Source organism: Oceanobacillus sojae, assembly GCF_900162665.1.
Lineage (GTDB): Bacteria > Bacillota > Bacilli > Bacillales > Amphibacillaceae > Oceanobacillus > Oceanobacillus sojae_A.
In genome coordinates this window covers 570,350-590,744 of sequence record NZ_LT727811.1, presented here as the reverse complement: position 1 = coordinate 590,744, position 20,395 = coordinate 570,350, and the positions used below count along the sequence as shown (strand labels likewise).

Annotated in this window: 19 protein-coding genes; 15 read left to right on the top strand and 4 right to left on the bottom strand. The window is 37.3% G+C overall.

Annotated features, from left to right (window positions below):
• Positions 1-44: 44 nt before the first annotated feature.
• The 12 genes from BN1068_RS10050 (at position 45) to rlmH (ending at position 11,906) form a co-directional block, all read left to right on the top strand.
• On the top strand, positions 45-821 hold the full coding sequence (locus tag BN1068_RS10050) for a Cof-type HAD-IIB family hydrolase (RefSeq protein ID WP_077602725.1): 777 nt from the start codon (positions 45-47) through the stop codon (positions 819-821).
• 315 nt (positions 822-1,136) lie between these two features.
• On the top strand, positions 1,137-1,823 hold the full coding sequence (locus BN1068_RS10045) for a GntR family transcriptional regulator (RefSeq protein WP_077602724.1): 687 nt from the start codon (positions 1,137-1,139) through the stop codon (positions 1,821-1,823).
• Positions 1,824-1,931: 108 nt separating this feature from the next.
• A complete protein-coding gene (locus BN1068_RS10040) occupies positions 1,932-2,948 on the top strand; it encodes a C4-dicarboxylate TRAP transporter substrate-binding protein (protein WP_077602723.1) in 1,017 nt (338 codons plus the stop codon).
• Between the two features lie 11 nt (positions 2,949-2,959).
• Positions 2,960-3,439 carry a TRAP transporter small permease gene (locus BN1068_RS10035; protein WP_077602722.1) on the top strand — a complete coding sequence of 160 codons (480 nt, stop codon included), beginning with the start codon at positions 2,960-2,962 and terminating at the stop codon, positions 3,437-3,439.
• Between the two features lie 5 nt (positions 3,440-3,444).
• On the top strand, positions 3,445-4,725 hold the full coding sequence (locus tag BN1068_RS10030) for a TRAP transporter large permease (RefSeq protein ID WP_077602721.1): 1,281 nt from the start codon (positions 3,445-3,447) through the stop codon (positions 4,723-4,725).
• A gap of 51 nt (positions 4,726-4,776) precedes the next feature.
• Positions 4,777-5,535 (top strand): SDR family NAD(P)-dependent oxidoreductase, encoded by a 759-nt coding sequence (locus BN1068_RS10025; protein WP_077602720.1) that lies wholly within the window; start codon positions 4,777-4,779, stop codon positions 5,533-5,535.
• A gap of 20 nt (positions 5,536-5,555) precedes the next feature.
• Positions 5,556-6,959, top strand: coding sequence for a glucuronate isomerase (gene uxaC / locus BN1068_RS10020; RefSeq protein WP_077602719.1), 1,404 nt, complete (start codon positions 5,556-5,558; stop codon positions 6,957-6,959).
• Between the two features lie 18 nt (positions 6,960-6,977).
• The gene (gene uxuA / locus BN1068_RS10015; RefSeq protein WP_077602718.1) at positions 6,978-8,033 is read left to right on the top strand and encodes a mannonate dehydratase; all 1,056 of its coding nucleotides are present in this window, start codon (positions 6,978-6,980) and stop codon (positions 8,031-8,033) included.
• 16 nt (positions 8,034-8,049) lie between these two features.
• Positions 8,050-8,898: an SDR family oxidoreductase gene (locus BN1068_RS10010; RefSeq protein WP_077602717.1), complete on the top strand. Its 849-nt coding sequence runs from the start codon at positions 8,050-8,052 to the stop codon at positions 8,896-8,898.
• 194 nt (positions 8,899-9,092) lie between these two features.
• Positions 9,093-10,106 (top strand): 3-dehydro-L-gulonate 2-dehydrogenase, encoded by a 1,014-nt coding sequence (yiaK, locus tag BN1068_RS10005; RefSeq protein WP_077602716.1) that lies wholly within the window; start codon positions 9,093-9,095, stop codon positions 10,104-10,106.
• 78 nt (positions 10,107-10,184) lie between these two features.
• Complete coding sequence (locus BN1068_RS10000; protein ID WP_077602715.1) at positions 10,185-11,201, top strand: zinc-binding alcohol dehydrogenase family protein; 1,017 nt, start codon at positions 10,185-10,187, stop codon at positions 11,199-11,201.
• Between the two features lie 225 nt (positions 11,202-11,426).
• Positions 11,427-11,906, top strand: coding sequence for a 23S rRNA (pseudouridine(1915)-N(3))-methyltransferase RlmH (gene rlmH / locus BN1068_RS09995; protein ID WP_077602714.1), 480 nt, complete (start codon positions 11,427-11,429; stop codon positions 11,904-11,906).
• Between the two features lie 159 nt (positions 11,907-12,065).
• Here the strand turns inward: rlmH and BN1068_RS09990 are convergent, their stop codons facing one another.
• On the bottom strand, positions 12,066-13,217 hold the full coding sequence (locus BN1068_RS09990; RefSeq protein ID WP_077602713.1) for a plasmid pRiA4b ORF-3 family protein: 1,152 nt from the start codon (positions 13,215-13,217) through the stop codon (positions 12,066-12,068).
• 508 nt (positions 13,218-13,725) lie between these two features.
• Positions 13,726-14,916, bottom strand: coding sequence for a coenzyme F420-0:L-glutamate ligase (locus BN1068_RS09985; protein ID WP_077602712.1), 1,191 nt, complete (start codon positions 14,914-14,916; stop codon positions 13,726-13,728).
• Between the two features lie 171 nt (positions 14,917-15,087).
• Between BN1068_RS09985 and BN1068_RS09980 the strand changes: the two genes are divergently transcribed.
• Both BN1068_RS09980 and BN1068_RS09975 read left to right on the top strand, forming a co-directional pair.
• Positions 15,088-15,975: a LysR family transcriptional regulator gene (locus tag BN1068_RS09980; protein WP_077602711.1), complete on the top strand. Its 888-nt coding sequence runs from the start codon at positions 15,088-15,090 to the stop codon at positions 15,973-15,975.
• A 191-nt stretch (positions 15,976-16,166) separates the two neighbouring features.
• Positions 16,167-16,832 carry a DNA alkylation repair protein gene (locus BN1068_RS09975; RefSeq protein ID WP_077602710.1) on the top strand — a complete coding sequence of 222 codons (666 nt, stop codon included), beginning with the start codon at positions 16,167-16,169 and terminating at the stop codon, positions 16,830-16,832.
• A gap of 269 nt (positions 16,833-17,101) precedes the next feature.
• On the opposite strand, the gene BN1068_RS09970 is transcribed toward BN1068_RS09975, so the two are convergent.
• The gene (locus tag BN1068_RS09970; protein ID WP_077602709.1) at positions 17,102-18,331 is read right to left on the bottom strand and encodes a dicarboxylate/amino acid:cation symporter; all 1,230 of its coding nucleotides are present in this window, start codon (positions 18,329-18,331) and stop codon (positions 17,102-17,104) included.
• A complete protein-coding gene (locus BN1068_RS09965; protein WP_077602708.1) occupies positions 18,309-19,178 on the bottom strand; it encodes a prephenate dehydratase in 870 nt (289 codons plus the stop codon). Before BN1068_RS09965 ends, BN1068_RS09970 begins: the two co-directional genes overlap by 23 nt.
• Before the next feature lie 459 nt (positions 19,179-19,637).
• Between BN1068_RS09965 and BN1068_RS09960 the strand changes: the two genes are divergently transcribed.
• The gene (locus BN1068_RS09960) at positions 19,638-20,330 is read left to right on the top strand and encodes a response regulator transcription factor (protein WP_077602707.1); all 693 of its coding nucleotides are present in this window, start codon (positions 19,638-19,640) and stop codon (positions 20,328-20,330) included.
• Positions 20,331-20,395 lie beyond the last annotated feature (65 nt).

The following is a 20,395-nucleotide window of genomic DNA, read 5'->3' as shown; positions in this document are numbered from 1 at the left end:
ATAAGGGTACATTACTCCAACTGGACATGTGAGGAGGTCGCAAATTGATAAAAAGACCAATCGTATTCTTTGATTTAGACGGAACATTACTGACAAGCGAAAAAAAAGTAGCAGAAAGCAGCGTAAAAGCGATCGGAAAATTAATCGAAAATAATGGAGTACCTGTTCTCGCAACAGGAAGACCTGTATTTGAAACAAAGGAATTGCAGGCAGAAACAGGGATTCAGTCAGCTGTATTAATGAATGGACAGTTCATTGTACATGAAGGAGAGGTTATCTACCGTAACCGGATAAACCCTGTTGAATTAAAGAAACTGGAAGAGTATACAGAACAAAGAGGCGTAACAATCTGTTATCACACAGCTGAACGGATCTACACAACAAATGATAAATCCGAGCTGTTAAAAAAGGACTGTGAGTATTGCGACAGAGAGATCCCGGTTGTCGATGATGACATCTATATGAATAAACCGGTCTATCAGGTCGAAATATTCATTGAAGAGGGTGAAGAAGAGTATCAGGAAAAATTCCCAGAGCTCCAATTTGTCCGTAACTCACCTTATAACTGTGATGTTTTTCCAAAAGGCATCTCCAAAGCAACAGGCATAAAGGAATTCTTAGAAGCCACTGGATTTTCCAAAGAGAATACATATGCTTTCGGCGACGGGTTGAATGACTTAGAAATGTTTCAGTTTGTGAAAACATCGGTAGCAATGGAAAACTCTGTAGAAGAAATTAAGGAAGCCGCAACATATATTACGAAATCGCATGATGATGACGGGATTGCGGAAGGAATGAAGATGTGTGGGCTGATTGAATAAAGGATAAAAAAAGAAAATGATAAATCGAACTTTCCTGCATTTTGTATAAATGCTAGAGAGTTCGATTTTTTTATTGAAAATATGATAAAACTCTATCTTGATAATGATTGGACATGAGTCTGGGCAAATCAATTATACCGAATTAGAGGAAGTTTTCATGATTCTTATTGAAAGTTAAACGCTCTACTTTAGCAGGAAAGAACTCTATTAAAAAGACTGTAAAAATAGGAAAAGTAAAAAATTTTTAAAAAATAACTAGCATGCAACCACACTAGTATGGTAGTATGGTATTTAGAAAAGGGGGGATTAAAACCAATGTTAATAATGGATTCAAAAAAGAAACAGCAAAACTATTCAACAAGGGATTATGTTTACGAGGTTCTTAAAGAAAATATTATTTCATTAAAACTAGAACCAGGTACAAATATCTCTGAGAAAGAAATTTCTGAGATGATTCAAGTAAGTAGAACTCCTGTAAGGGAAGCGTTTATGAAATTAGCGCAGGAAGAATTACTTGAAATTTACCCTCAAAGAGGTACTTATGTAGCACTTATTGATTTAAATCATGTAGAGGATGCACGTTATATAAGAGAAGTTCTTGAAAGAGCATCTGTGAAAGAAGCTTGTAAAAGTTTTGATAGAGAAAGTCTTTTATTACTGGAAAATAATCTGGGCATGCAGAAAATCAGTGTAGAGGAGAAAAATTATTCAAGGCTATTTGAATTAGATGAACAATTTCATTACACTATTGCATCGGGATCTGGAAAAGAACTTATATGGAAAACTATTCAGCAGATGAATTCTCATCTAAATAGATTTAGACTATTAAGTTTAGCCGCTAACTATAATTGGGAATTAATCCTATCGCAGCATGAGGAGATTATTCATGCAATCAAAGAAAAAGATGAGGAGAAAGCAGACAGAGTAATGGGAGAGCATCTAAGGAAAATGCTATTTGAAAAAGAGTCCTTAAAGAAAGAGTATAAGAGATATTTTAAATAAATTTTCTGCCATAGAAAATTTTTTAATATTATTTGTAAGCGCTTTATATAAAAATGAATGTTACCTAATTTACGTTTAGTAAAAAATCAAAAAATGAGGAGGAGTCTCATGAAATTTAAAGGGGTATTTTTTTCAAGCGTACTGATTTTTGCCATGTTATTACTAGCTGCTTGCGGCAGTGGAAATGGAAGCGCTGCCGGTGATGGGGAAGAAGGGGAAGTTTACACATTGAAGGTAGCAACAGCTCTGGCTGAATCTGACCCGATTTATCAGGGGTTAGTTACATTAAAAGAGCGAGTTGAAGAAAGAACAAATGGTGAAGTCGTTTTTGAGATTTTTGGAAACGGATCATTAGGTGAAGATAAGGATGTTTTGGAGCAGGCAAAAGGTGGAGCAAATGTTGCTGTATTAACTGACGGAGGAAGACTAGCAGAGATGGTTCCGGAAATTGGAATATTAGGAGCGCCATACATTGTTGATAGTTATGAAGAAGCAAATGAGCTGGTACAGTCTGATCTATTTAAAGGCTGGGAAGAGGAGCTGGCGCAAGAGCATGGTTTACAGGTTTTATCATTTAATTGGTATCAGGGAGACCGTCACCTGCTTACAAATAAGGAAATTGAAAAGCCGGAAGATCTTCAAGGGGTTCAATTAAGAACTGCGGGTTCACCAATATCTCTGGAGTCAATGTCAGCAATGGGAGCTAGTCCGGTAGGGTTAGCATGGTCTGAAGTATATCCAGGGTTGCAACAGGGAGTCATTGATGCTGCAGAGGCTCACCACTCAGCAACTTTTGGGGCAAATCTGCAAGAAGTCATTAGCCACATTACAAAAACAAGCCATTTTCAACTCTTGACAGGTCTTGTTACCGGAACAAATTGGATGGAAAACCTGCCTCAAGAATACCAAGAAATTGTATATGAAGAATCTTTGAAAGCTGCAGAAGAAGCTTCTGGAAATATCGTAGATTCACTAGCAGAATACGAGCAGGATTTAATAGATGCTGGTGTTGAAGTGAATGAAGTGGACATCGAACCATTCAAGGAAGCAACAGAAACAGTTTACGCTGAATTTGATGGTTTTGAGGAACTTCGTGAAGAAATTAATAAAATTCTAGGGAAATAGTGAGTGATCATATGATTAAAAAAATTGCTCAAGGATATGTAAAAACTGAAAATGTCATTACGAATCTCTTAATGATCGGTGTAGTTTTATTTGTATTCGTTGCGGCAGTCATGCGATGGGCGGGGTACCCCATCGTATGGTCTGTTGAATTTGCCCAATTACTATTTGTATGGGTTATCTTTTTAGGAGCAAATCGGGCACTTAGAGAAAACAAGCACATCGGTGTTGATTTTTTCACAAGAAAATTGCCGGGTAAATTAAGCGCATTTGTTGAAATTATCATGGATTTATTAGTATTAGGATTTCTTGGTTTTATTTTTTATTTTGGAATTTTGCTCAGTATTGAAAACTCTTTACGATTAATCAACAATCTTACAATTAGTTATTCCATAGTAACCCTATCGGTTCCTGTTGGGAGCGCTTTAATGATAATTACCATTTTAATTAAGATAAAAGAAAAAATTTTAAAAATTGCCGGATCAGGGGAGTGAGATAAATGTTAATTGTAGCGGTTGTTTTTTTGATTTTATTACTCCTTAACATGCCCGTGGCCTTTGCAATTGGAATAGCAAGTTTATGCTTTATTCTGTTAGAACCAGGTTTGCCAACTGAAATCGTTATACAGCGGATGGTTACTGGAACACAATCATTCCCATTACTAGCCGTTCCATTTTTTATTTTAGCTGGTAATCTAATGAACTCTTCTGGAATAACTAATCGGCTGATTCGCTTTGCAAATGCATTGACAGGACATATTGTAGGCAGTTTAGCACATGTTTCCATTGTCCTCAGCACCATTATGGGAGGGGTATCCGGGTCTGCTAATGCAGATGCCGCCATGCAAAGTAGAATTTTAGGACATAAGATGATTGAAAGAGGATATTCTGGAGGTTACTCTGCAGGGATTATTGCTGTCAGCTCTCTTATAACAGCGACTATTCCACCAAGTATAGGCCTTATTCTATACGGTTACGTAGGTGAAGTTTCCATAGGTAAACTGTTCTTAGCAGGTATTATTCCAGGATTCTTAATGATGGTCTTCTTAATGGTTGTCTCTTATCTTATTGCGAAAAAAAGAGGATATGATCAAAACATAGATATAAAAAGAGCAACCTTTAAAGAAGTGCTTATTTCCTTCAAAGATAGTATTTGGGCTTTGCTTTTTCCTGTTATTTTAATTGTTGGAATTCGTTTTGGAGTGTTTACTGCATCAGAAGCCGGCGCATTTGCAGTAGTTTATGCTCTCGTCATCGGATATTTTGTTTATAAGGAATTGAATTGGAAAGGGTTCATAAAAGCGATAGAACAGTCAGTTATTGATAATGCTACTATATTGATAATCATTTCAGCTTCTGCTATTTTAGGCTTTCTTATTACATATACAAGATTGCCTCAGAACGCGACAGAACTATTAATTGGGGTCACAAGTAACCCGACCCTGATATTAATAATCATATTAATCTTTTTAGTTTTTGCCGGTATGTTAATAGAATCAACAGTATTAGTATTATTATTGACGCCAATCTTTTTGCCTGTCATCAAGCAAATAGGTATTGATCCAGTACATTTCGGTATCTTGATGATGATTATTGTGACAATGGGAGGAATGACCCCGCCAGTAGGTGTCACAATGTACACTACAACCTCATTAATGAATGTTCCTATTGAGGATTATGTGAAAGAATCCATTCCTTTTATAATCGGTGTCCTTGTGTTAATTGCGATATTAACATTTTTCCCGGGACTAGTTATGTTTTTACCAAATATGTTTATGTGATTTCTTCATAATAGATTTCTATTAAATATTTAAAATTACTTGGAGGTATATATGTTTTCTTTTAAAGAGAAAGTTGTTTGGGTTACTGGAAGCAGTACAGGAATTGGGAGAGAAATTGCTTTAGCGTTTGCTGAGAATGGAGCAAATGTTATAGTTCATGGGAATTCGAGTGTGAAGGAAGCTGAAATAACATTAAAAGAGGTTCGAGACAGAGGAGCGAGTGCGCTTCTTGTGTTAGGTGATGTCACAAATAGAAGTGAAGTAGATCGGATGACTGCTGAGATTATTCATAAATATAAGCAAATAGATGTTTTAGTGAATAATGCCGGAGCTATGGTGAAGCGTTCAAAGATAGAAGATTTAGACTTAGAGACGTGGACAAAAATTATCAATCTTAACTTAACATCTGTTTTACATGTAACACAATCAGTGCTCCCTTTCATGAAAAAACAAAAGAAAGGCTCGATTATTAATATGACATCCATCGCTGCTCGAAATGGCGGTGGCGGGGGAGCTGTAGCTTATGCAGCAGCAAAAGGAGCTGTTAGTACATTAACGAGAGGGCTTGCGAAAGAACTGGTTGACTCTAATATACGGGTTAATGGGATAGCGCCAGGGGTTATTTCCACTCCTTTTCATGAAAAATTTACAACAGCTGAAATGCGCAAGCAAATGGCTGCTCAAGTACCGCTTGGAAGAGAAGGCACAGCAAAAGAAATAGCAGGAGGGGCCTTGTTTTTAGCATCAGATGAAGCAAGTTATATAATAGGTGAAATATTGGAAATGAATGGTGGATTATTAATGGACTGATCAGGGAGTGAAGCATTATCATGAAGGCTTTTATGGATAAAGATTTTTTATTAGAAACTGAAACGGCAAAGATGTTGTATCATAATTTTGCTAAGGATATGCCTATTATTGATTATCATTGCCATCTTTCTGCTAAGGAAATTGCTGAGAATAAAACATTTTCAAATCTGACAGAGATTTGGTTAAAAGAAGACCACTACAAATGGAGGGCTTTACGGAGTAATGGAGTTGATGAAAAGTGGGTCACTGGAGACGGGGAAGAGCGTGAGAAGTTTAATAAATGGGCAGAAACAGTCCCCTACCTGCTCGGAAATCCGCTTTACCATTGGACCCATCTGGAGTTGAAAAGAGTTTTTAATGTAGAAAAAACGCTTAATCCAGTGACGGCTGATGAAATCTGGAATCATTGCAACGAGTTATTAGGTACCTCTTCATTTACTGCTCAAGAACTAATCAAAAGCTTTAATGTGGATAGTTTATGTACTACAGACGATCCATTAGATGACCTAAAGTATCACAAGAAAATACAAGAAAATGTCAATTTGAATGTTAAGGTTCTTCCTACTTTTCGTCCAGATGGTGCGTTGACTGTTGAAAGTCCATCTTTTTATGAGTGGATCGGAAAATTAGAAGAATTATCTAATATACAAATAGATTCATTTTCAAATTTAGTGAAAGCAATTGAAACAAGAGTAGATTACTTTAATAAGGCAGGCTGTAGACTTTCAGACCATGGACTGGATTCAAACTTCTATTTAGAAGCAAGTGAAGAAGAAGTCAACGCCATTTTCTTAAAAGGATTAGCGAATAAGGCTCTTAATAATGAGGAAAAGATTCAATATAAAACGGCAATGTTAAAATCTCTTGGTAAGCTTTATCGTCAGTATGGCTGGGCGATGCAATTACATATTGGAGCAATACGAAATAATAATACAAGGATGTTCGAAAAAATTGGATCCAATACAGGGTTTGACTCAATTGCTGATTTTACCTATGCTGCTGACTTATCTCATCTATTAGATTCACTGAATGCTGATAATTCTTTGCCAAAATCGATTATATATAATTTAAATCCAAGGGATAATTATATGATTGCATCTATGATCGGTAATTTCCAGGGGGAAGTATCTGGTAAAATTCAATTTGGAACAGCCTGGTGGTTTAATGATCAACGAAATGGCATGGTAGACCAAATCAATGTATTAGCCAATTGCGGTATGCTATCAAATTTTGTTGGTATGCTGACTGATTCCAGAAGCTTACTATCCTTTACAAGGCATGAATATTTCAGAAGAATTCTATGCAACGTTATTGGAGAATGGGTTGAAAAGGGTGAATACCCTGAAGATATAGAGATATTAGGAAATATTGTAAAAAATATCTGCTATTTTAATGTAAAAAATTATTTAGAATTAAATTTTTAGAAACTAGTGGTGATGAACATGGAAATGGTATTCAGATGGTTTGGAGAGGGGAATGACCATATTCCTCTTTCTCATATAAAACAAATTCCAGGGGTAAAAGGCGTTGTATGGGCTCTTCATGATGTAGAACCTGGAGAGAAGTGGCCAATAGAGAAAATTCTTGAAGTAAAAAAACAGGCTGAACAATTCGATCTTAATATAGATGTTGTGGAGAGTGTAAATGTTCACGAGGCTATCAAATTGGGAACAAATTCTCGGGATATGTATATTGCGAATTATAAGGAAACGATTAAAAACTTAGCAAAAGTAGGTGTGAAGGTCATTTGTTATAATTTCATGCCTGTGTTTGATTGGATCCGAACGGACCTGTTTAAGGAGCTGGAAGATGGTTCCACAGCAATGTTCTATGAGAAAGCTAAGCTTGAAAATATGAATCCATCAGACTTAGTGGAGGAATTTTTAAAAACGAAAGAGTTTACATTACCAGGATGGGAACCGGAACGTTTGGATAGATTATTTGATTTATTTGAATCCTATAAGAGTGTAACAGAAGAAAAGCTGTGGGAAAACCTTAAGTACTTCCTGGAAGAGATTATTCCGGTAGCTGAGGAACATGATATTAAAATGGCCATCCATCCAGATGATCCACCTTGGTCTATTTTCGGTTTGCCGAGGATTATAACGAGGAAGGAAAATATAAAAAAACTTTTAAAGCTGGTCGATAGCCCTTCTAATGGTTTAACTTTCTGTACAGGTTCTTTAGGAGCTAATTCTCTTAATAATTTACCAGAAATGATAAGAGAATTTGGAAACAAAATTCATTTTGCACACATTCGAAACGTGCGGCGAATGGAGAATGGAGATTTCATAGAAACCTCTCACAGAACACAGGATGGTTCTATTGATATGTTTGAAATTGTAAAGGCTTACCATGATATTGGTTTTACTGGTTATGCTCGACCAGATCATGGCAGACATATATGGGGCGAGAAATGCCGACCAGGCTACGGCCTGTATGACCGGGCACTTGGGATTATGTATTTGTGGGGGATTTGGGATTCGTTACAACGATAAGTGAGGTGCATATGAAATGCTGACACTAAATGAGAATTTAAAAGGGAAAACAGCTGTTATCACAGGCGGAAGCGGAGTACTATGTGGAGCGATGGCCAGAGAATTAGGCAGACAAGGCGTTAAAGTAGCTATATTAAATAGAAATATAGAAAAAGGAAAAATAGTTGAAGAAGATATTACCAATATGGGTGGAGAAGCATTGGCTGTCGCTTGTGATGTCCTGAATCAGGAGGATGTTAACGAGGCAAGGACATTAATAAATGAAAAACTCGGGGTTTGCGACATTCTAATCAATGGTGCTGGAGGCAATCATCCTGATGGGATTACATCAAAAGAAAAATTCCAATTGGCAGATCTTGAAGACAAAGAAACGAAAACCTTTTTTGATTTAACTAAAGAAGGCTTCGGGTTTGTTTTCGACTTGAATATTCTAGGGACGCTTATACCTACTCAAATTTTCACCAGGGATATGGTTAAGCGGGAAGGGGCAGTCGTCATTAACATATCTTCCATGAGTGCACCCTCCCCAATGACAAAAGTACCTGCTTACAGCGCTGCAAAAGCTGGTATAGAAAATCTTACTAAGTGGTTATCCGTCCATTTTGCCGAATCAGGAATACGTATAAATGCAATTGCACCAGGGTTCTTTTTAACGGAGCAAAATAAGAATCTATTAACAGAAGAAGACGGTTCCTTAACAGAAAGATCAAATAAAATTATCAGTCATACACCAATGAGAAGGTTCGGAACACCTGAGGATTTGTTAGGTACAATGTTATGGCTCGCAGATAAAGAAATGTCAGGATTTGTTACTGGTATCACTGTACCAGTTGATGGCGGGTTTATGGCGTATTCGGGTGTGTAGAAATTTCCGTAGATAACAAAGGTTTGTTCATCCAAGCAGGAAGCAATTTAATTGATGAAAAGGCAATAAGTCTATTCTAGTTTTGGGCTTATCCAGTAAAAGGCCGATATTTGTTCAGGAAATGAAAGTGATGAAATTAAGGATGAGAAGGTAACAACCGTTTTGTCTTAAAAAAACAAAAAAGGAGTAAAAAAATGACAAGGATACCCTTTGAAACGATGAAAAGAGAAGTAAAACAGGCATTTGTATCAGCGGGAATGAGTGAGGAAAAGGCTGATATGTGTGCTCAGGTTCATACTGAAACAAGCTGTGACGGCGTATTCTCTCACGGCCTTAACCGGGTTGCACGTTTTGTGGATTATGTAAAACAAGGCTTGGTAGATGTTAATGCGGAGCCTTCTTTAATTAAATCTTTGGGAGCAATTGAAGTATACAACGGAAACAGGGGCCCAGGAATATTAAATGCGATATCAGCAATGGATAGAGCAATGGAAATCGCTAAGAACTATGGTGTTGGGATTGTTACTTTGCAAAATACAACTCATTGGATGCGTGGAGGTACATATGGGTTAAAAGCTGTCGAAAAAGGATTTATCGGTATTTGTTGGACGAATACGGAATCTGTAATGCCGGCATGGGGAGGAAAAAATACAAGAATAGGTAATAATCCATTTGTAATGGCTGTACCGAGAAAAAAAGGGCCTGTGATTCTGGATATGGCCATGTCTCAATATTCTTACGGGAAATTACAAACAACAAGATTAAAAAATGAATTATTACCCTATCCAGGAGGATTTGACGAAAACGGCAATCTGACTAGTGAACCAGGGCCAATCGAAAAAACAATGAGGGTATTACCAACCGGCTATTGGAAGGGTTCTGGTTTTTCTATTTTGCTGGATGCTGTCGCAGCAACTATGTCGGGCGGCCTGTCTACAAATGAAATTGACAAAGAACAAGCAGGCAGCTGCGGAGGCTGTTCACAAGTATTTATTGCCATGGATCCTGCCCAAATTAATGGAGAAGAACATTCAGAAAAAGTTGTGGATGGAATTGTGGAATATATAAAAACTTCAGAGCCGGAGAAGGAGAATGGTGAAGTGTATTATCCTGGTGAAAATTCCGCAAAAAATCGTCAAGATAACATGGAGCATGGAATACCGGTTGATGAAGAGATTTGGAAAGAGGTTCTATCCCTGGCCAAATAATGTTCTAAAAGCGATTATGAAAAAGAGGATATTTTCCTTGAACATGCCGCAAAAGTAATTGAAAGGGGGAGCTGAAAGATGAAGGCAATTTATGTAACAAACCCTGGGATACTCGAAATAAAGGAAGTTGAAGAGCCTGGAATATTAAATCCGGATGATGTAAAAATCAAAGTGAAGGCTGCAGGGATTTGTGGATCTGATCTTCATATTTACCATGGAACTTCACCTGTTGCAACTTATCCAAGAATTATAGGGCATGAAATCGCTGGTGAAGTAGTGGAAATTGGTGAAAAAGTGGAGCAATTTAAAGTGAATGACAGAGTTGTCATTGACCCTATTATAAATTGTGGCGAGTGTAAATATTGTAATAAAGGAAGACCGAATTTATGCGTGAATTTAAAGGTCAGAGGCGTTCATGAGGATGGTGGATACAGAGAGTATACGGCAGCTCCAGAAAAAAGTATCTTTAAAATTCCAGATACGATATCTTATGAAGAAGCAGTCATGATTGAACCATTTACAGTTGCCGCTCAAGTGAATTCACGCGGTAAAGTTGAAAAAGGAGACTATGTTTTTATAATGGGCTCCGGCCCTGCAGGGTTATGCGCCTTGCAGGTTGCTAAAACGAAGGGTGCTGTCTGTATTGTGTCAGATATCATAGATGAAAGATTGGAAATTGCAAAAGAGCTTCGTGCTGATTATACTATTAATCCGAAAAATACAAATGTAACAGAAGCTCTTAATAACTTTACTAAATTTCTTGGAGTCGATGTAGTCATAGATGCAGTTGGAAATAAAGAATCCTTTGAACAGGCCATTCAGGTTGTTGGGAAAGGCGGCCGAATTGTAGTGTTAGGGTTTACCGATAAACCATCAAGTATTCCACAATTGCTTATCACGAAGGATGAGTTAGATATTAGTGGTTCGAGGTTGCATTGCAATAAATTCCCAGAAGTTATTGATTGGTTTGAAAAAGGTAAAATTAATGGAAAGAACTTTATTTCACATATCTTTCCATTTGAAGGAATTCATGAAGCCATCCACTTTATCGAAACAGAGCCAATGAAGGTGACAAAAGTTGTACTAACGTTTTAAATTTTGCTTAACTGTGTCTTTAACGCACTAATGTGTGACGGAAAGCAGGCTGTCTGTGCATTTTAAATAAAAAATATGGCTGGCAATCAAAAAAACTGATGAAATAAAGCATGCTAAAAGTGCATTACTTCATCAGTTTTTTTCTTGTTAAAGATAACATTAGGTATGGTAAAATAGAAGGATATTAAGACGATAAATATTAATTTAACAAAAAGGAAGATTTGAATGAATATAACCCTTGTCACTGTAGGGAAGCTGAAGGAAAAATATTTGAAGCAAGGTATTGATGAATATAAAAAGCGGTTAGGTGCTTATGCGAAAGTGAATATTGTTGAGGTGGCTGATGAAAAAGCACCTGAGACGATGAGTGAAGCGGAAATGGAAGAGGTGAAGCTTAAGGAGGGCGAGCGTATTCTTGCCCAGGTTCATCCGGATGCTTTTGTGATCACGCTGGAGATTGAAGGAAAGATGCTGAGCTCGGAGCAGCTGGCCAAAAAGCTGGATGAACTGGCGACTTACGGAAAGAGCAAGGTTGTATTTGTGATTGGCGGTTCGCTTGGGATTAGTGAGGACGTGCGGAAGCGGAGTGATTTGGCTTTGTCGTTTTCTAAGATGACGTTTCCTCATCAGTTGATGCGGCTGGTGTTGTTGGAGCAGGTTTATCGGAGTTTTCGGATTAATCGGGGAGAACCATACCATAAGTAAATGATTTTTTCAGCATAAAGATGCAAGAACAATCATCTTTCTAAATTCACCGCCAATTTCAGGTTTCCTTTCATTTCCCGCTTCTTATCAAAATATTCAAATAAGGGGATAAGGAGGACCAAGATTGACTAGGTCCAAACCCCGGGACTTTCAAAACAATTAAATGAAACTTTGTGAATGATAATAGTTGCCGAACACTCGGGTCAGGCGCTTGTTAATTTGCTCGGAATTCAACTTTCTTTCTCTTTGGCTTTCTGCCCAAACCTTCATTTCGTCATATCTTGGATCATTTTCATTTGCCATGACTTCCATATATTCTTTATAGCCAAATAAGCCACCCACATCTTCAGGTGGTCTTTCCCCATTTCCGTCTAAGATGGTTGCTTTAAGTTCAGTAGACCTTTTTGTCTTTTCAAATGTTACAATATGGTTCCACGAATCACCAAAGTCATATTCATACATAACTTTGGTGTGTTTTGAAAAAATCTCCTCTAATGAAATGAACCGTTCCTGTCGAATATCAAATTCCTCATAATCTAAAAATTCCAGTGTTTCTGGATGATCGTCCATTATTATTTTAACAGGCTTATTTTCTTCTGTTTCCACCGTAAATTTATGCAAATGGTAGTTTTGCCAATCAAAGACCGTTTGAATTATATTATGAAGATGTCTAAATGAAAATGTGGATGGCACGGAAACCCTCCTCCATACGTCATAATCATCTAAATCAATTTGTATTTTAAGCTGATAGAGTTCGATATCTAATGCATGAATCCCTTTATCATCATAAAGTAAACCAAAACAATTCAGCATTTTTTCTATAGGATATTCATATTCATCTGTACCCCCGAATTTTTGAATGTTCCTGCCTGCTAAGGGACTTATATATTTTTGAATTTTAGTATCCTTATTTAAAAACTCACTCATATATCCAACTTCTCTTACAACATTATTCATCTTTGCTACCATGGCTCTATTAGCAGTTTTAGAAAAATAAATTTCACCTGCTGTAGCAATATAAGCCTCAATGAGATCTTGATGGATACCTTCGATACGTAAAGCCTCAGCAATTGCTTCAATAATTAAATCTTTTAAATTAGAAAAATCCTTTTTAACCGGTCTGTAAATGACGACTGGGTACCTCGTTTCATTATTCATTAAAATAATAGCTTTACTTCTGTTAATACTGACAAAATTTGCATGCCACGCCATAAAGCTATTTGGAAAATGCTCATGGTCTTCCGATGAAACTAATTCATTTTCTTTTATACCTATCTTATCAAGTAAAGCCTTAGTACATTGGATTAACATGTGGTTTCATCCTCTCAACCTATCTATTTTACTTCAAGATCGTGTTCAAAAAGTGATTATAAGTTTATCCTTGCTCGTATTATTTGCTGAAAAACTGGGTTTGATCCATTCGTATGAACCTCCTTACTGCGTAAATGGATCAAGAGCACATACTAGATAAAAGAGTAAACATTTAGGGGCTTTTTGAACACACCCTTCAAGAAAATGACTGTATAAATTAGATTATTAATTTTATAATACCATATCGCTATCGCAGCAAGTTAAATCATTCTCATCTCATTTTCTGTTATGTATTTTATTAGCGTTGCATAAACGAAAATAACATTTGTAAAGCACTTTTGATGTAAAAATTAATTAGTGTTTATTCCAAATTAATGGAGGGAAAAGAACCACCCGTTTATTGCGAAGTTGAAAATAACTCTAGAATCCGTCATTTGCACCCGCCACCCCACAAAAACAGGACAAAGGAGCCCCGCTCCCTTGTCCTATATGTTTTTCCCAGTAACACTTATTTCGTATAATTATCAAAATACCCCTGAATAAAAACAATCGGCGTCCCTTTATCACCACTGCCAGAAGTTAAATCAGACAGTGAACCGATAAGGTCCGTAAGTCTCCGTGGAGTAGTTCCTTGCGCTTCCATCGCTCCGACTAAGTCATCCTCTTTCTCATCAATGTACTTAGAGATAGCTTCTTTTAGTTCGTCCCCTTTTAAATCAGCAAATTGATTATCAGCCAGGTACTTTAATTTAATTTCATTTGGCGTTCCTTCTAATCCAACTGTGTAAGCAGGGGAAACAACTGGATCTGCCAGTTCCCATATCTTCCCTACAGGATCTTTAAAGGCTCCATCACCATAAATCATAACCTCAACTGTTTTACCTGTCTTTTCTTTCAAGATTTCTTGAATGCTATCAACGACAGGCTGGCAATTGTGCGGGAATAGCTTTATACTAACTTCTGTCGCTTTATTCGAGCCCAGTAAGCCATAAGCCTCATTAAAGCCGCTTCCGTCAATGGATTCAGAAAGGATATTATCAAGGCTATAAATTTTTTCGCCGCCGTTCGCCTTTAAAATTCGCTTTGTTCTTTCCCGTGAATGAATATCACAGCAAAGTACACTCTTTGTGTATTCCAAAATTGTCTTTGAATCATTTGAAAAGATGACTTCACATTCTATTCCATATTCTTCAATCAGGGACTTGTAATAATCGATATAATCTACGCCTGTGAAGGTATGTTTATTGTAGCCAAAATGCTCCCGGAATTGCTTCTCTGTTAGAACATCTGTCCAAGGGTTTATCCCTTTTTCATCAAGTGTATCTAAATCCACTAAATGATTACCTACTTCATCAGAAGGATAGCTTAGCATTAACACGATTTTCTTCGCTCCTTTTGCAATACCGCTGAGGCAAACAGAAAAACGGTTACGGCTAAGGATCGGGAAAATCACACCGACTGTATCATCACCAAATTTGGTTTCAACATCTTTGGCAATATGGTCAATGGTAGCATAGTTGCCTTGTGCACGGGCCACAACTGACTCCGTAACAGTTACAACATCTTTATCCTGAATGGTAAAGCCCTCAACCTCTGCTGCTTTTAATACACTATCCACAACGATTTCTTCGATACGATCCCCCGTATTGATGATGGGACAACGCAGTCCTCTGGCAATAGTTCCTACAACTCTTTCCACAATAATTCGCTCCTTCTTTGCAATCTGGCTATATTTGATAAAAGGTTCACTTTTTTTAAAAAGTATTGTACTAATACACTAACATTCTAAATAGTCTCCTCTTGTAATATACGGCTTTTAATGATATAAGTAAAGTTAATATATCTAATATGGGGTATAAGGATGGGTTATATGATAGGTAAATTGGATTTATATTATCTTTTTTATACGGTCAGTAAAAACAAAAGCTTTTCCAAGGCGGCTAAAGAGCTGTATATGTCACAGCCGGCCATAAGTCAATCAATGGCACAATTAGAGAAGGAATTAGATACAAGGCTGTTTAATCGGCTGTCTAAAGGGGTAACGCTAACGGATGAAGGGAATTTATTGTTTGAATACGTCAGTTCAGCACTTCAATTTATACAGGCTGGGGAAGAAAAGCTTTTAGAATTTAAAAACTTAGTCATTGGTGAGTTTAAAATAGGGGTCAGTGATACCATTTCGCGATTTTTTCTGCTTCCCTACTTAGAAACATTTCATAATCGCTATCCAAATCTCAAATTCAAAATAGTCAATGGGACAACGTGGGAAATTATAGCTGCCTTAAAAGCAGGAGAAGTGAACATTGCTATCTGTAACCTCCCTGTTGATGACAAGTCATTAGAAGTAAAGCCTTTATTGGAAATTCAGGATACGTTTGTATATGGCGAAAAATATCGAAAAGAATTATCTAAGCCGATCGAACTGGAAGAATTGGTTAAGTTTCCGCTTATTTTATTGGACAATTCCAATTCCCGGAGATATGTGGAAGAATTTTTTCTTACAAAAGGAATTACAATCCAGCCGGAATTTGAGTTAGGCTCACATGAACTGCTGTTAGAATTTGCAAAGATTAATCTTGGTGTTGCTTGCGTTACAAAAGAATTTTCTGAACAGTTTTTGAGAAGTGGCCTGCTTCATGAAGTAACCTTAATGGAGCCTATACCTAAAAGAAGTATTGGTATATGTTATTTAAAAAATGTTCCTTTAAATAGAGCTGCGGAAAGATTTGTTGACATTATGGAAGAAAATATGAGATAAAAATCACGGATTGAAAGCCGGCGAAAGAATCCTCATTTAGATACAATCATAAATAACGGCGAAATGAATCACTCCTTTTACATTGTTATGGTACAATTGTGTGCAATAAGACTTATAACAAAATTTAGTTATAGATATATCCCGTCAATGACATATTATGAAACAGTGCTTTTAATAAGGAGTTGTCTCAAATGAATAAAAATAGCACAGAAATAAAACGCTCATCAAAAGCAGAAAACATTCTATCTCAGATCAATAGTAAAACGAAGCTGGGCGACTTAAGAAAAATCGCAAAGGACATTAAAAAAGATCACGAACTAGCTATGGAACTTTGGTCAACCGGAGAGTTTTTGCCCAGACTATTGGCAACCTTAATTATGGACAAGAATCTTCTCTCACAAGATGTACTAGATAAGCTTGATAAGGATATGCAGGCTCACACATTGGATGAGCGAAATAACTTAATGGATTGGTTAATGGCTAATCAGCTCACCAAAGCCAAGAAGACAATTGCATTGATGGAGTCATGGGAAAATAGCCCTTCTGCTCTTCAAAGGCGAGCTTTCTGGTATTATCAAGGCCGATTGAGATGGACTGGAAAAACACCGCCTGATAACACTGCAGACTTACTATCTACATTAGAAGCTAATATTACGCAGGAAGAACCGGAAGTTCAATGGGCTATGAATTTCACCGCAGGCTGGATAGGCGTTTATGATGAAAATAATCGTGCACGTTGTATGAAACTTGGTGAGAAAACGGGTCTTTACAAAGATGAAATGGTATCAAAAGGATGTACTCCTAATTATTTGCCGGAGTTCATTACGATTGAAGTTAACAAACGAATTAATAATTAGTTACCACTGAAAAATTCATAAGGGTTAGATGTGAAAATGAAGGAATTCAAAGCCTCGATACGGACAGGAGCTGAAAGTAAGCTTCCAGATCCTTTTTGCTTGGAGAGAAGTCTCAAAAATATGATATGTAGTTAAATATAATAAAGCTTGATACAATTAGTAAAGAGACTAGGACAACCCCAATAAAAAGAGGAATTTCGCATCAAGTTTTAATGTGAAATTCCTCTTTCTTTATTTTAGGCTTATTAAGTACCAGCCTTCTACATATTTTAAGCTTTCCTAGCTTTTAATCGTAATGCCCGTTTTTCCTCCGATTTATCAATCAGAACTGCTGCGGTGGCATCGCCGGTAATGTTCATGGTCGTATAAGCCATATCCAATAAACGATAGATAGCTGCGATAGGGCCCATCAGTTCAATCGGCAGGTTAAGTAGAGTCAGGAATGATGCCCCGAGTACAATTCCGCCACCTGGAATACCGGGTGCTGCCATATTTAAAATCGTTGCAATAATGACGAGATATATAATTTGGCCGACACCGAGCGGAATATCGTAAAAGTCGGATACAAAAACAGCAAGCAGACTAAACGATACTGCTCCGCCGGCCATATTAATGGTCGTTCCCAACGGTACAACAAAGTTCGTAATGGATTCGGAAACTTTAAAATCATTTCTGGTTACCCGCATGGTTGTCGGCATTGTTACGGCAGAGCTTGTCGTCGATAGAGATACGAGCCACACTTTATAAATACCTTTAATAAAATCAACCGGACGCAGTTTACTATATAACCAGGCCGGGATTAACATAACAAGGATAAATACAATAATACATGCGAAATATGCTGTGAAAATATACAACCCGAGTGCAGAGAAAATGCCAGCGCCATATTCAGCAACAGCGAAGGCCATCAGGGAAATAATTCCGATTGGTGTCAGTTCCATGATGAAATCAAGAATTTTAAAGATGACCTTGGACAAGCTGTTGATAAAGGTTTTGACCGGGTCCGCCTCTTTCCCAATCACAACAATGGCTACAGAGAAAATAAGCGTGAATAAAATGGTTGCCAGAATATCCCCTTCCGAAATCGCTTGGAATAGATTACTAGGTACAATATTCATAAAGAAATCCGCAAAGCTTGGTTCGGTGATTTCCCCATCATATCCAACCGCATCCATAGTAATTTTCTGACCAGGACGAATCAGGTAGGAAATTGCTAGACTAATTGCTGCTGTGCTGATAAACATGATAACAAAGACAACAATACTCTTAAAGCCAATTCGGCCGAGATCACTGGAGCTGCCAATATTAATAATTCCGGTGGATACTGCTACAAAAATAATTGGAATAATCATCATCTGAATTAAATTTAAGTAAATATCGCCGATGAATTTTGTTTGAATAGAGAATTCGGGTAAAAGGATACCAAGCAGGATTCCGAGTCCAAATCCAATCGCAATTCGGGTGAATAAGTGTTTTTTAGCTGTTAAAAGTTGTCTCATATTGTAAGGCTCCTTTGTATACTGGGATTTTACCTTTACGGTAGTTGCCTAAAATATTTATATATGTGCAGATATCTTCCAACTCTTTTAATGCCATATGGAGTGCCTCGTAACCAGCACCGCTATCGATATCGATAAAGAACCCATATGCGAACGGTTCAGATTGAACGGGGCGGGGCATGAGGTACAGCAAATTAATATCATGCCTTTTAAAAATGTTTAACATATCACTTAATGAGCCAACGCTGTGATTGGCTTCAACATAAATAGATGTTTTATCCAGTACCTGATTCACTGGAGCCTCTTTCTTTTTAAAAAATAAAAAACGTGTGGTATTGAATGGATTGTCGCTGATATTTTCCTGAGTCACGGTCATGCCATACAATGCTGCAGCATGACTGCCTGCGATGGCGGCGATGGTATTATCCTCTGCATGCTTAAGCCTCTCCACTGCACCAGCAGTATCCATATATTCGAGAACCTCGATATGCGGGTACTGGCTAAAATATGTATCACACTGCACAAGTGCTTCCGGATGTGAATACACCTTTGTGATTTCCGACAGCTCCATAGGATGCTTTGTAATCAGTGCATGATCAACTTTGACATAGATTTCATCTGTAGCTGTTATATCTAAATACTTCAGTAAATCGATTGTTCTTGTAATAGGACCGCTTGTGGAGTTTTCTACCGGCAGGGCAATATAGTCGACTTCGCCATGAAGCAGTGCATCCACTAATGATTGAAAGGTAAGAAACCCCTGTGTCTGATAATTATTTTCTCCGCTAAAACTTTGGCATGCGACTGTACTGTAACTGCCTTCCACACCTTGATAACCAATTAACAATATATTCACTCCTCTGATGATAATAAAAAAGACCATTTATGCTTCAGCCCTGAAAAAGGAGAGAAACGAAAATGGTCTAGAAAATATAAAAAACCAGCCGCTTCGATTTCTCCTGGGACTGGTTAAACATGTTTACATGTCAATCAGCCATCTTAGATATAGGGCATCTATATCCGTGAGGGCCTATAGACGCTATCTAAAAATAGCTAAAAAAGAAACGATTTAATTGTCGGGATGTATGCTTTAACATAATGATCACTCGAATCTTTTAATTGTTAAATAAATTCTAACGATTTGTTTGTGGATTGTCAATAAGATAATGGTCGTATGATGTTTTTAAAATAGCGGTGAATTCTAAAGAAGTAAAAAACCAATGATATTTCTCCCTAACCAGGGTTATAATCTAATTATAGTAACGTATTAAAACGAATTTCTCAAAAATGGAAGGTGAAACCAACCATGAGCGAACAAATACACATCTTAGTAGTAGAAGATGATAATGATATCAATCAATTACTATGTGACATCATTAGAAAAAGCGACTACTCTCCTCAGCCTGCCTTTTCCGGTACAGAAGCAATGCTGTATCTGGAAAAGCAGGAATGGGATATGATACTGCTCGACCTGATGCTTCCAGGAATGTCCGGAGATGAAATCCTGACAAAGATTGCCGAACAAAGTAATACTCCGGTTATTATCATTTCAGCAAAAATCGATCAGGAAACAAAAATAGGTATGTTAAGAACCGGGGCAGACGATTATATTACAAAGCCCTTTGATATTGAGGAGGTTTCTGCCCGGATTGACTCGCATTTGAGAAGATATCAGCGAATCAATAAACTGACAGACATGAAGAGACTTGTCCATAAAGACATCGAGATTGATCAGGAGGCGAAAGTTGTATTTCTTAAAGGGGAGCAGCTGAATTTTACAGCGCGGGAATATGAGATATTAGTTCTTTTCCTGTCATCACCGAAGAAGGTTTTTACGAAGAAAAATTTGTTTGAAAGTGTCTGGAAAGAAGCGTATTACGGCGATGATAATATCATTAATGTGCATATAAGCAATATACGAAACAAGCTGGCAGCCATTAACCCGGATGAGCAGTATATTGAGACTGTCTGGGGAATGGGGTACCGGCTGAGAACTTAAGGTTTTCTTAAGAATCTCCTTAAGAGTTTGTTAAGGTTTCCTTTCTATACTAAAAGCATCATGTG

Coding starts and splice junctions, on each gene's coding strand:
- BN1068_RS10000 (WP_077602715.1), top strand. CDS start 10,185: ATGAAGGCAATTTATGTAACAAACCCTGGGATACTCGAAATAAAGGAA.
- yiaK (WP_077602716.1), top strand. CDS start 9,093: ATGACAAGGATACCCTTTGAAACGATGAAAAGAGAAGTAAAACAGGCA.
- BN1068_RS10045 (WP_077602724.1), top strand. CDS start 1,137: ATGTTAATAATGGATTCAAAAAAGAAACAGCAAAACTATTCAACAAGG.
- uxaC (WP_077602719.1), top strand. CDS start 5,556: ATGAAGGCTTTTATGGATAAAGATTTTTTATTAGAAACTGAAACGGCA.
- BN1068_RS10025 (WP_077602720.1), top strand. CDS start 4,777: ATGTTTTCTTTTAAAGAGAAAGTTGTTTGGGTTACTGGAAGCAGTACA.
- uxuA (WP_077602718.1), top strand. CDS start 6,978: ATGGAAATGGTATTCAGATGGTTTGGAGAGGGGAATGACCATATTCCT.
- BN1068_RS09975 (WP_077602710.1), top strand. CDS start 16,167: ATGAATAAAAATAGCACAGAAATAAAACGCTCATCAAAAGCAGAAAAC.
- rlmH (WP_077602714.1), top strand. CDS start 11,427: ATGAATATAACCCTTGTCACTGTAGGGAAGCTGAAGGAAAAATATTTG.
- BN1068_RS09970 (WP_077602709.1), bottom strand. CDS start 18,331: ATGAGACAACTTTTAACAGCTAAAAAACACTTATTCACCCGAATTGCG.
- BN1068_RS10035 (WP_077602722.1), top strand. CDS start 2,960: ATGATTAAAAAAATTGCTCAAGGATATGTAAAAACTGAAAATGTCATT.
- BN1068_RS10030 (WP_077602721.1), top strand. CDS start 3,445: ATGTTAATTGTAGCGGTTGTTTTTTTGATTTTATTACTCCTTAACATG.
- BN1068_RS09960 (WP_077602707.1), top strand. CDS start 19,638: ATGAGCGAACAAATACACATCTTAGTAGTAGAAGATGATAATGATATC.
- BN1068_RS09990 (WP_077602713.1), bottom strand. CDS start 13,217: ATGTTAATCCAATGTACTAAGGCTTTACTTGATAAGATAGGTATAAAA.
- BN1068_RS10010 (WP_077602717.1), top strand. CDS start 8,050: ATGCTGACACTAAATGAGAATTTAAAAGGGAAAACAGCTGTTATCACA.
- BN1068_RS10040 (WP_077602723.1), top strand. CDS start 1,932: ATGAAATTTAAAGGGGTATTTTTTTCAAGCGTACTGATTTTTGCCATG.
- BN1068_RS09980 (WP_077602711.1), top strand. CDS start 15,088: ATGATAGGTAAATTGGATTTATATTATCTTTTTTATACGGTCAGTAAA.